We start from the raw sequence: 11,977 nt of genomic DNA, 5'->3' as shown, positions 1-11,977 counted from the left end.
TGATTTACATTGTCGTCTATTCTTTTCCTCCCCTTCGGGGAGGTTACGAGGGGATTAAATATTTGCCCAGCCAGATGTTAATACATCCGCTAAATGTTTCGTTTTTATAGGTAATCCCTGCCTGTCAATATATCCTTGCAATTGCAATAGACAAGAACTATCCGTTGAAATAATATAATCAGCTTTTACCGCCACTGCGCTCTGCACTTTCTGTTCAGCCATCGCCGCCGATATTCCTTCAAATTTCACAGCAAAAGTGCCTCCAAATCCACAGCAACTTTCCTGGTCGCGAATTTCTAAAAGCTCCAATCCGCCCACCTGACTTAATAATTGTCGGGGTTCATCCTTGATATGGCATTCGCGCAAAGCTGAACATGAATCATGGTATACTGCTGTACCCACTAATTCAGCTCCAAAATAGTCTTTTTTTAGCACATTTACCAAAAAATCGCTTAATTCATAGATATTTCCTTGAATATTACGGCATCGGTTATGTTCCATTGAATTTGTAAAAAGGTCATTATACCCATTTTTCACCATCCCTGTACAAGAAGCTGAGGGCGAAACGATGTAAGTATCTTCCGGAAAATCATTTAAGAATTTAAGCCCTATTTTCTTCGCCTCATCCCAAAAACCAGCATTATAAGCTGGCTGCCCACAACAAGTCTGATTCGGATTATAGCTTACCTCACATCCGGCCTTCTGCAACAATTTGATGGTGTTGAATGCAGTTTCAGGATATATCTGGTCGATAAAGCAAGGAATGAATAAAGATACCTTCATGAGATTTCAGTTTTTTGGGATTTTAAGAGCCGAACCAGCAACAACAGACCAAGAATAAAGAAAATAGACAACGATACGGCCGAATAACGTATGTTGCGTGTCGCCTGTTCTATGAAGGCAAAAGAAAACAACCCAACCACGATAGCCAGTTTTTCTGTAATATCGTAGAAACTAAAAAACGAGGTTGTATCCTTGATATTCTCAGGCAGGAATTTTGAATAGGTCGAACGCGATAAAGATTGAATCCCCCCCATAACAATCCCTACCAAGCAGGCCAATAGATAAAATTGCGTTTCTGTTTGCACATAGAATGCAGACACACAAATTATTATCCAGACACAAACAACGCTTAACAACACTCGGATATTCCCGAAGCGTTGTGATAATCGAGACATTAACACTGCTCCTCCTATCGCCAACAACTGGATCAAGAGAATGGTGATTATCAGTTTAGATGATTCCAATTGTAATTCCTTTGCACCGAAAGCTGCGGCCACAATCATGACCGTTTGCACGCCTGCCGAATAGAAAAAATAAGCAGGTAAAAATCGTCGTATCGCCGTTATTTTTTTGATTTTTCGGTAAACAATTCTATATTCCAATACCACAATACGAAATAAGTTTTTGCTGGCTTTTATCGCTGATCCTTGGTTATTGGGAAGTGCCCGAAAAGGAATAGTCGAGAATCCTGCCCACCAGAGCCCTACCAGAAAAAAGGAGAAACGCGCACCAAAAGAAGCGTCTGTAATCCCAAACCAATCAGGCTTTAACACAAAAAGCAAGCATATTATCTGTAAAGTCACACAGCCTACGTAACCATAGGCAAAGCCTTGTGCACTTACCCTATCCTGCTGGTCTACAGTCGCTATCTCCGGGAGATAGGAATTATTGAATAGCACACCGCCAATATAACCCATTGCAGCCAAAGCAAACAGGATGATACTTACCTCTAAGGTCTCTAATCGAAAGAAGAATAAACCCATACAAGACAAGGCTCCCATATATGTAAAAAACATCATAATGGGTCTTTTCTTCCCTTTCACGTCCGCATAAGACGAGATAAAAGGTAAAGTAAATGCCATCAACAGGTAAGCCCCAGCTAAAGCAAAATTGGATAAGGCTGTATTTACAACCTTCAAACCAAAGAAGTTAACGACATCACCATTTTCTTCGGTTTTCGTAATCGCCGTATAGTATGCAGGAAAAATTGTGGATGTAATGACTAAGTTATAAGCTGAATTTGCCCAGTCGTACATAGACCAGGAGCGGATCAGCTTCTTGTTGTTTTTCTCGATAATTTGCATTCGTAGGGCGAATATAGTAAAAAATAGCTATAGGCTGTAAGCCGTAAGCGATAAGCTTATTGTATAGTTAAAAAATAGCTATAGTCAGGGCAAACGCATCCTATTTTTATGCTTGAAATATATGGAGGCTTTGTTTCAATTAAACTCTTCGTTTGCCGTTCACATCGGAATCAAGATAAGAATGCATGCTTTATAATCCTCTCCCCAACCCTCTCCCAAGGAGAGGGAGAGTATAGTCTGCTATCTGTCTAACTGTCAAGGAAACTAATTGGTTTCCCTCTCTTTTGCCGTGCCTCGGCTCTGACGAGGGAGAAGGACTAAGGGTGAGGACTATAACAAAAAGCTTTAATTTGACGTGGATGCAAAAGCGTATCGTTGAGCTTTGACCAGAGGGATAGTGCAGAAAATAGCCTTCTACAAGGTCAAAACGTTTGATGCGTCCCACATCCCCGCACTTATCCCGCATCGAGAATAGTTTGAGTACACTCCACATAGACGCGAAAGCGTTTCTCCGTTTCATCCCAGTGGCAGAAAGACAAAGGAAATCCCGGGGGATTGTGTGGAAGGGAAAGGCATGGAAACTATTGTCCGAAGCTAACTAAAGAGCTTCGGACAGTGGTTTCAGCCTTGGGAGGGATTTTCTTTGTGCGGGAAGGACTGTGCGAAAAGCCACCTCGGATGAGACAAAGACTTTTGATTACTTTTGGTCTCAAAAGTAATGCCCTGTCCCGGCGAGGGACGGAAAGGTTGTGCGATTGGGAAAAATCAACATATTGTAACAAATTATATAAAGACAATTTAGATACGTTTAATCTATATAGATTAAAGCCCTCTACAGCTTTTCACGAATGAAAGTCATAATACGCACCATTTCCTTTCGGGCAGGTGTAGCCGATCCAAGGAAGTTATTATTCATAAAAGAAAAGACCAACCTTCTCCCTGTTCTTGTCCGTATAAAACCGCTCTGATTATGTACACCGCTAATTGTGCCAGTTTTTGCCCAAACAAATGCCTCTCCTCCGTCAAGGCTATACGCCGACTTTAGCGTACCGTCTACTCCACCTGTGGGAAACAAATAGTGTAAAGCCGTTTCATCCGGTATTTCTTGTTGAACCATCAACAACAATTCAACCATACTTCTTGGTGTCACCTTGTTGTAAGCCGACAGACCACTACCGTCTCGAAGAGCAATCTTGTCTGTAAAATACTTGTAATACCCTTCTTCCATGTCTTTACGAAGTTGTGTCGTTTTAAATTCACCGTATTGGTTTATCGCAGCGACCATATTAAGCTGCTCTGCTAAAAAGTTATCACTTGGCAACATCATTTCTCGCAGAACCTCACGGGTGGACGTAGAATACAGCACTTGATGGTTTTGTGGTTTTTCCACTTGAACCACTTCCACAGCTTTACCTAAAGTATCCTGTAAAAGATCAATAAAAACTTCAGTTGAATACTTGAAGGGCTTTTCATTGATATAGTTATTAGGTATAACAGTGCCATTAAGCACATATCTATTTTGATTAAAATCACGTTGTACACCGAATTTATTTTCTCCTTTCTCCTTTATGGAAATTTGTTTTTCAAAATATTGGGGGGTAACCTTAAGCTTTCCGCCTTCTGCACGAAAAGTAGTAACATTCCCGTATATTGGAAATGTACTTAATTCAGGTTGATAATATTCATCATAATCGTCTATCGCCCAACCATGTCTGTAGAAAGGTTCTTCTACGTTTCTTTCCTCGGCATAATAGAGCTTTTTCGATGTATTTTTGAGAAAATTATACACGCGGTGTGAGTCCAATTTGCTATGTAAAAAAGTCGGATCTCCTGTCCCCCAGAATATCAGAGAATCACCACGCTCTACATAATGAATCCCCGGAATAGAATCGCCAATATGCTTAAGGGATGCAAACAGTGTAAAAACCTTAGTGTTGGATGCTGGAGTGAAATATTTCCCTTCATCAATACCTATCAGAAATCTATTTTGATCCAAATCATACAGACTGAAACCAAAAAAATAATCCTTTAAAACCGGAGACTGCTCAAAAACCTGTTTGAGAATAGCGGTATCTTGCGCTTTGACCTGTAGCTGGAATAAGGTAACGATAAGTAAGAGTATACGGAATCTGTTCATGGAAGTAAACTTACAAAAAACACGGATAAAAAGAAACTGCCCCAAAAAGGGGGCAGTCTCTGTTAAGTTATTAATCTTAAAGGTCATACTTTATTTAAGTATTTGACCTAAACTATTTGTATAGTTCTGGTTCTGTTACCAAGGTCCGTCGTTTTGTTTCAATGTACCTCCACTACGGTCAATCTGCGATTGAGGAATAGGGAAATACGCATTGTATGTATTAAACGTAACCCCTGAGAAAGAAGGTAATATAGAACCTTCAAACTGAGAGTAACTTTCTATCACTTGCTTAGCATTTCCCCAACGAACTAAATCAAAAAAGCGGTGACCTTCCATTGCCAATTCTAATCTACGCTCCATTTGAACTGCTTTTCTTGCATATTCTTTATCAGGGAAAGATGGATAAGGTTTAACTTGGTAATCTGCCGCATTAGAACCATCCGCTAATTTCCTTGGCGCTAATTTGGATGCGCGTACACGAATTGAATTCACATATTTTAATGCTGCATCCAAATCACCTGCTTCCACAGCACATTCTGCTGCCATAAGGATAACATCGGCTAAACGCATGATATTAACATCTAAACCAGTCATATAAGCTTCACCAGGAACGGTATGGCTACCAAATTGGCTTTGATACACCATAGTTTTCATACCAACGAACGGCCCTGCATAAGAAGCATCTCGAATCCAGTCATCACCCGGCATCGTTCCGTAATCCAAATATGGAACACCGCGACGCCCAACTGTATAATCTAAACGAGGATCTATTCTTAAAGTTTTATCTACTGCATAATTTGTTTTTGCAGCGCCAGAAAGTCCCATATCAGACTTATAAGGATTAGTACGATATGAACCATCTAGATAAGGAAGTCCATTAGCATCTACCTTATAAGCATTTACAAGGTCAATAGAAGGCTGATAAAAACCACAACAACCTACCGGAGAAGTGCCATACAGACCGCTCAGCATATCACCCACGTTGGCATTATCTCCAGATCCATTAGGATTAATAGCATGCTTGGCAACCAATAATGCTTCTGGTCCATCTTCTGTTTCTACATTAAAGTTATTTTCAAAAGGCATAACCGTAATGTCCTTGCTACCGATAACGTCCCTAAATAGTGGATAAGCTAAATCATGCTTACCTTGATAAAGGTATAATTTACCTAAATAAGCCTTAGCTATATTCTGGTCCATTCGTCCTTTTTCACCATTAATCTTTGTAGTCGGAAGATTTTCAGCTGCAAATTTTACATCACTGATGATGTTTTCGTAAATATCACTATCATTTGGTTTTGTTTTAGCATCCTCTGTGGTTGTATTTTCATCAATCCATGGAAGATTTCTGAATACACGCCACATGAAGAAATAATAGTGTCCACGCAGCATTTTTGCTTCCGCTTCTATCTCTACCGCTCTACTTGCACTGATAGTCTTTGCACCTTCCTGATCTTCTTTCAGTAAGCGCAATGTATTATTACTCCGTAAAACTCCTTCATAATATACTTCCCACATCGTGGATAAGTTATCATTTGCAGGGTTTGGACGTAGCGACTCAATCAGGTTCATATTTGGCTGATCGGTAGCCTCAGAACCCTTATGCGCATTATCTGCAGCAACTTCCCCAAATAGCCATTGGCTTGGTGCAGAAGCATAATTCCCCCATGTACCACTTACATTACCATTCATAATACCATACGCTCCTAATAAGATGGCTTCTATACCTTCATTATTATTTACTTGTGTATCTGATAATTCTGCTTGAGGTATCTTATTTAAAAAATCCTTACCACAACCTGCCGCTAAAAAGCTGACTGAAAGTAAGGCGATATATATTGATTTTCTTTTCATGACTTCTCTTTATTAGCGATTAAAAACCTAAACTTACTCCAAATGTATACTGACGGGCTTGTGGATATACTCCAAAATCCACACCAAGAGCTGGGTAGTCACTTGGTGTCGCAGTTACCTCTGGATCCAATCCATCATATTTTGTAATGGTAAAGACATTGGCAACTCCCACATATAATCGTAGTTTACTAACTGTCGATGACTGGCCAAATACATTTTTTACAGGTAGGTTATACCCTAATTGTAAATTCTTCAACTTAAGAAAACTTGCATCTTGAATGTAATACGAAGAAGAAGCATATTCATAAGAAGAAGCATCTAAGATAGGTGAAGGGGTCATACTACCTGTGTTTTGTGGACTCCATGCATCTAACAGACGAGCACTTTTCTGACCTGAGAACACACTAAAATCTGTAAAGTAGCGTGTGGCATCATATACTTCATTTCCTTGTGAACCGTAGAAGAACATGGATAAATCAAAATTCTTATATGCGGCATTAATACTTAAAGAGTATATAAAATCAGGATGTGGAGAGCCAATTACCTTTCTATCAGCATCTGTAATCTGATTATCACCATTGATGTCCTTGAATTTAAGACCTCCTGGACGTGCATCTGCATAAGAAGGCGAATTCGTTACATCGGCAGCATCCTTATAGATACCGTCTACTTCATATCCGAAGAACGCTCCAAATTCCTCTCCTGGTTTTAAGATCGTAGTCTGCATACTTCTGAAGTTACCATAAATCTGTGATGATACAGAAGGAGCTAAAGCCTCAACTTTATTAACGTTACGGCTAAATGTTCCTGTTAAATCCAATGTAAAATCACTCTGTTGGCGACGACCATAATGATATCCTAAGGACAACTCAACCCCTTTGTTACGCATATTACCAACGTTGACATAAGGTGAAGCAGCACGCCCTACTGCAATAGCCGGAAGTGGTACGCGGAATAACATGTCTTTGGTCTTCTTGTCGTAATAGTCAATAGCACCATCAAAATCACCATCCAATATGGTAAAATCCAAACCTAAGTTCAAAGCGTTTACTTGCTCCCATTTCACATCCTGGTTAGAGTATGCATTCTGCCAGATACCCGTTTCGACTGTTCCATTTATTGGATATGAAGACTCATTAATGACTGAGGCATATCTATTCATGTATTGGTATGCTGGAATACGTTGATTTCCCGTTACGCCATAACCTGCGCGTAGTTTCAAATCTGTTATCCAAGTAACAGGCTTCAAAAACTCTTCGCTCGATAAGCGCCATGCACCACTCACTCCTGGGAACACCCCATAACGATTGTTCTCACCAAAGTTAGAAGAACCATCACGACGAACAGTTGCACTCAAAACATAACGATCATCAAAGCTATAATCTACTTTACCGAATACCGAAAATAATGAAGACAATCCACCACTGCTTGCGTTTCCAAAATTGGAGCTACCAGCATTTAAATAAAAGTAATCTAAACTGTTCAAGATAAAGAATCCATTACGACTACCCGATAAATCACGTGCTCGGTTGTCAATAGCTTCTGTACCTGCCAAAATGTTTAAGTTATGCTTGTCGAATTGTTTTCTATAATTCAATGTATTTGTCCAAGTCCATTCCGTTCCATAACCATGGTATTCACTTAAACTGTTATTGAAAGATCCTTCGGAAAACTCAGGGTTAGGATAGTTAATGTCGATACCATTGTAATTTTCATATTTGATACCAAAACTTGATCTGTAGGTTAGACCATCAATTAAGTCATATTCCCCATATATATTACCAAAGAATAGGTTGCTCTTGTTGATATCATCTTTACCGCGGTAAGCCATTGCAACCGGATTTTGTCCGTTACCCCAACCACCTTTGGATCCAGCAAAATTTCCTCCTTCATCGTAGACTGGGATGATATTTTGAATCCGATAAGCAAACCCAATTACACTTCCTTCCCCAATATATCCACCAGCTGTATTTGGATTTACTCCCATACCAAAGCCTTTAGTATAGCTATATTGCATATTCTCTCCGATACGAAGTTTTCCATCAAATGCTTTGAACATAGTATTAGTCCGCACATTAAAACGCTCAAAACCAGAGTGAATCATAGTGCCCTTTTGTTTCAAATGTCCCGCAGACATTGAATATGTCGCATTATCATTCCCTCCAGATGCATTTATCTGATAGCTTTGTGTTGGTGCACTCTGCGATAGTTCCCTGAACCAATCAGTACCTGCTTTATTGGCTTTAGTGATTTGATAGAAACTTCCTGCATCACGAGAATAATTGTATCTTGACATATCTACGTCCGATGCCGTCATATCGTTTACCTGCTCTCTACCTTTTGCACCTGCCAATAGATAGTCTGGTAATGGGATATTAGTTCCATTTAATGCATTGTTCAAGTCATAGACTTGTTGAGGCGACATCATCTTTGGATAACGTTCGTATTGAGGAGTTTGTATACCCACATAGGAATCAAAAGTAAATTGAGTTTTACCCTGTTTTCCTGTTTTTGTGGTGATAATAACCACCCCGTTATTTGCCCGTGCACCGTAGATTGAAGCTGCTGATGCATCCTTCAATACCTGCATTGACTCTATATCGTTTTGGTTTAGCCAAGATAATTTACCTTCGAATGGCACGCCATCAATAATATACAAAGGTTCATTATTGTTAATCGTACTGAAACCACGGATTTTAATGGAAGGAGTAGAACCAGGAGCTCCATCGTTAACAATCTGAACCCCTGTTGCTTTACCTTGCAAAGCTTCTACAGCAGAAGCTGCTGGTTGTGCCTTTAATTCGGCCACATCTACAACGGCAACAGCACCGGTCAAATCTTTCCTACGCTGGGCCCCATAACCTGTTACAACCACTTCTTCCAGATTGCTGTTATCCACCTGTAAGTCTATATTGACTTGCGAAGTAGATGATAACACCGTAATCCGACTTGGTTGATAGCCAATGTAATTGATTTCAATCACATCGTTTACAGCAGCTTGGATTGTAAAAACACCGTTTTCATCCGTGGATGTGGCAACAGATTTACCAACCACACGCACGGTAACACCCGCTAAAGGTTCGCCCGAGTCGGCTCCTCTTACAACCCCTCTGATTTCTTTCTGTTGCAGAGCTGCTTTATTATAAAATGCAGTTGGTTCCGACGCGTTATCCAAATTGGTGTTGGCGAACGCTGTAGAACTTAACATCAACAATGCTCCCGAAATCCAGAGTGCATGTTTTAATGGTTTTTGTGGGATAAAGGAATGCCCACTATAAAACTTTACATGTTTATTCATGATTAGCATTATAAGTTTATAAATTGTGAATTGATTAGATGGTTAACCGTTCCTGATTAACCTTTGTTAGTTTAAGGTTTTGATAGATACAAAGTTAGAAGTACAGTCAAGTCATGTCGTGTCGTTTTTTTTGAAGGTTTATAAATTATTGTCATATCTAAGTTACGCAATCGTTTGTAATATCAAAATTTTAAGCAACTATTTTTTCAAAAAAAAGCTGAACCTATTCAGATTCAGCTTGTGATTTTTAAAGACTGTACATTAGTTTCCTTAATAGTTAGACAGGCAGCAAACGATACTGTCCTTAGACTTCCGAAGTTTAACTTTTTTCTTCCTCACCCTTAAGAAGGTGCCTAAAAAGGTTCGCAAACCGCAAAAACGCGTCATTGCGAGAAGCGCAGCGACGAAGCAATCTGCGTTTTAAACATCATCAGATTGCTTCGTTACCTCGCAATGACGATGATGTTTAGCTTTTGAGACGACCCCAACGAAGTTAGTTTCCTTGACAGTTAGGCAGATAGCAGACTATACGACTCCCTCTCCTTGGCCGTGCCTCGGCTCTGACGAGGGAGAGGGCTGGGGTGAGGATATCACTCTTATCTTGCCCCCAAAGCATAGCGTATCCCTCCTATGATATGTTTTTGAAAACGCTCCTCATCATAAGACTCATCCGTATGTCCCAATGCAGTATAGAAAGAGCGCCCGCCGTCGTACTCCTGAAACCAGGCAATAGGATGAAATTTCCCCATCGTCCCACCTTTGTAAGACGTTTCGTCTAAGGTCATGAGTATATTCAAACCTTGTTTTACATCTTTGAAGTCATACCATTCATCTTTATGGAACCATACTTCAGGAAGATGCTTCGTTGACAGGTGCTCCCGATTCACTACATCCATCTTTGCATCCTGTACAGGAGGATGTTGGCTAAAGTAAGCTCCTACCAATCCACCATACCAAGGCCAGTTAAATTCTGTATCAGAAGCCGCGTGTATACCGACATAGCCTCTACCCGAGCGAATATAGGCCATAAAGGCACCTTTTTGTGTTTCATCCAAAATGTCGCCTGAAGTATTGAGAAAGATAACCGCGTCAAACTGTATAAGACTGTCCGTTGAAAAGTAAGATGCGTCCTCTGTATGCGTAGATAATATTCCTTCCTCATTTAATAAAGACCTCACGGTTTCAACACCTTTAGGGATGCTGCTATGTCGAAATCCAGCCGTTTTGGTAAAAATCAGAACTTTATCCTGCCCGCTCGCAAAAATGCAGCAGGATAGCAGGACGAATATAACAAAGGGACGTGACATGATTTAAAGGCTTCTATAAAAATCCAGACTTTCCAAGACCAAGTCTTCTTCCACGAAGATATTATAATCACATTTTCCAATCTCGCTCAGCAAAGCAAAACCTAATTTATTAGACTCATTCTTTTTATCGTTTTGCATAAGTTGTATCAATATTGGATAAATTTCCTTATTAAAATTATACTTCTCAAAATGGCTGTTAAACGCCTCAACAACAGCATGTAATCCTTCGATAGACAGGTTGTTTATTTTATGGGCAAGATAAGCTTCACATATCATCCCTATTGCTATGGCTTCGCCATGTAAAAGTGGGTTACTATCGTTTTCCAATGAATACCCCTCAATAGCATGACCGATGGTATGTCCAAAATTTAAAATCTTACGCAACCCTTTTTCAGTAGGATCCTGGGTAATCACTTCATTTTTTATCTGTACCGATCTGTAGATAATGTCATCCAAGTTATTATCTTTCAAATCGATAGATTGTGTCTTCTCAAACAAAGCTTTATCAAAAATCAATCCGTGCTTGATGACTTCGGCAAACCCGGAACGCATCTGTCTTTCATCTAAAGTCGTCAAAAAAGCCGAACTGATAAATACAGCTTTAGGTTGAGCAAAAGTGCCAATGATATTCTTGACATTGCCTAAATCTATACCCGTCTTTCCTCCAACAGAAGCATCTACCTGTGAAAGCAATGTCGTAGGAATCTGTATAAAATCAATCCCACGCTTAAATGTTGACGCAGCAAAACCACCCATATCGGTCACTACGCCACCACCAAGGTTCAGCATCAATGCTTTCCTGTCTGCACCGAAATCCAACATCGTATTCCATACACCGATGCAAAAATCAATGTTTTTATTCTCTTCCCCAGGATCTACTTCAATGATATCATAATCTGTAATATCCGGTATAGTGGCTTGTAGCACGGGCAAACAATAATCATTTGTATTTCTGTCTACTAATACGAGCACCTGAGAATACCCACCATTCAAGATGAACTGCTGTAGGGATTCCAACCCTTTCTCAAAAAAAACGCTATAACCTATGCTTTCTATATTCTTTTTCATGTATATTTTTTTACCCGACAACCTCTACAATCTGTCCATCAAATTCTACCCTATCTCCGACACGTACCTTCAAGCGTTTGCGGTAGTCAACTTCACCGTTGTATTTGACCATACCTTCTTCCACGACATATTGTGCCATTGCTCCGTGTTCTACCCAGTTCATTACTTTCAACAGTTGTATCAGTTGAATAAAATCACCCTTTAATGTAAATGTTTGCATAAATAA

At 39.8% G+C, this 11,977-nt stretch carries 8 protein-coding genes; all 8 read right to left on the bottom strand.

All coding sequences use genetic code 11. The features are described from left to right. Positions 1-54: 54 nt before the first annotated feature. The 8 genes from BM375_RS03790 to BM375_RS03750 all read right to left on the bottom strand — a co-directional run bounded on the left by BM375_RS03790 (position 55) and on the right by BM375_RS03750 (position 11,971). Positions 55-783, bottom strand: a complete 729-nt coding sequence (locus tag BM375_RS03790) for a (Fe-S)-binding protein (RefSeq protein ID WP_093363836.1) — start codon at positions 781-783, stop codon at positions 55-57. Next, a complete protein-coding gene (locus BM375_RS03785; RefSeq protein WP_093363835.1) occupies positions 780-2,087 on the bottom strand; it encodes an MFS transporter in 1,308 nt (435 codons plus the stop codon). Before BM375_RS03785 ends, BM375_RS03790 begins: the two co-directional genes overlap by 4 nt. A gap of 832 nt (positions 2,088-2,919) precedes the next feature. Beyond that, a complete protein-coding gene (dacB, locus tag BM375_RS03775) occupies positions 2,920-4,224 on the bottom strand; it encodes a D-alanyl-D-alanine carboxypeptidase/D-alanyl-D-alanine endopeptidase (protein ID WP_093363833.1) in 1,305 nt (434 codons plus the stop codon). 135 nt (positions 4,225-4,359) lie between these two features. After that, the gene (locus BM375_RS03770; RefSeq protein ID WP_093363832.1) at positions 4,360-6,078 is read right to left on the bottom strand and encodes a RagB/SusD family nutrient uptake outer membrane protein; all 1,719 of its coding nucleotides are present in this window, start codon (positions 6,076-6,078) and stop codon (positions 4,360-4,362) included. 19 nt (positions 6,079-6,097) lie between these two features. Further along, positions 6,098-9,376 carry a SusC/RagA family TonB-linked outer membrane protein gene (locus tag BM375_RS03765; RefSeq protein WP_093363831.1) on the bottom strand — a complete coding sequence of 1,093 codons (3,279 nt, stop codon included), beginning with the start codon at positions 9,374-9,376 and terminating at the stop codon, positions 6,098-6,100. A gap of 596 nt (positions 9,377-9,972) precedes the next feature. Next, positions 9,973-10,683 carry a ThuA domain-containing protein gene (locus BM375_RS03760; RefSeq protein WP_093363830.1) on the bottom strand — a complete coding sequence of 237 codons (711 nt, stop codon included), beginning with the start codon at positions 10,681-10,683 and terminating at the stop codon, positions 9,973-9,975. 3 nt (positions 10,684-10,686) lie between these two features. Next, a complete protein-coding gene (gene aroB / locus BM375_RS03755) occupies positions 10,687-11,751 on the bottom strand; it encodes a 3-dehydroquinate synthase (RefSeq protein WP_093363829.1) in 1,065 nt (354 codons plus the stop codon). A gap of 10 nt (positions 11,752-11,761) precedes the next feature. Continuing rightward, positions 11,762-11,971: an RNA-binding S4 domain-containing protein gene (locus BM375_RS03750; protein ID WP_093363828.1), complete on the bottom strand. Its 210-nt coding sequence runs from the start codon at positions 11,969-11,971 to the stop codon at positions 11,762-11,764. Positions 11,972-11,977 lie beyond the last annotated feature (6 nt).

Source organism: Sphingobacterium wenxiniae (assembly GCF_900116225.1).
GTDB lineage: Bacteria > Bacteroidota > Bacteroidia > Sphingobacteriales > Sphingobacteriaceae > Sphingobacterium > Sphingobacterium wenxiniae.
This window is presented reverse-complemented; position numbering and strand designations above follow the sequence as displayed.

Bases quoted from the DNA above. Each gene is read 5' to 3' on its own strand.
- BM375_RS03790 (WP_093363836.1), bottom strand. From the start codon at position 783: ATGAAGGTATCTTTATTCATTCCTTGCTTTATCGACCAGATATATCCT.
- BM375_RS03785 (WP_093363835.1), bottom strand. From the start codon at position 2,087: ATGCAAATTATCGAGAAAAACAACAAGAAGCTGATCCGCTCCTGGTCT.
- dacB (WP_093363833.1), bottom strand. From the start codon at position 4,224: ATGAACAGATTCCGTATACTCTTACTTATCGTTACCTTATTCCAGCTA.
- BM375_RS03770 (WP_093363832.1), bottom strand. From the start codon at position 6,078: ATGAAAAGAAAATCAATATATATCGCCTTACTTTCAGTCAGCTTTTTA.
- BM375_RS03765 (WP_093363831.1), bottom strand. From the start codon at position 9,376: ATGAATAAACATGTAAAGTTTTATAGTGGGCATTCCTTTATCCCACAA.
- BM375_RS03760 (WP_093363830.1), bottom strand. From the start codon at position 10,683: ATGTCACGTCCCTTTGTTATATTCGTCCTGCTATCCTGCTGCATTTTT.
- aroB (WP_093363829.1), bottom strand. From the start codon at position 11,751: ATGAAAAAGAATATAGAAAGCATAGGTTATAGCGTTTTTTTTGAGAAA.
- BM375_RS03750 (WP_093363828.1), bottom strand. From the start codon at position 11,971: ATGCAAACATTTACATTAAAGGGTGATTTTATTCAACTGATACAACTG.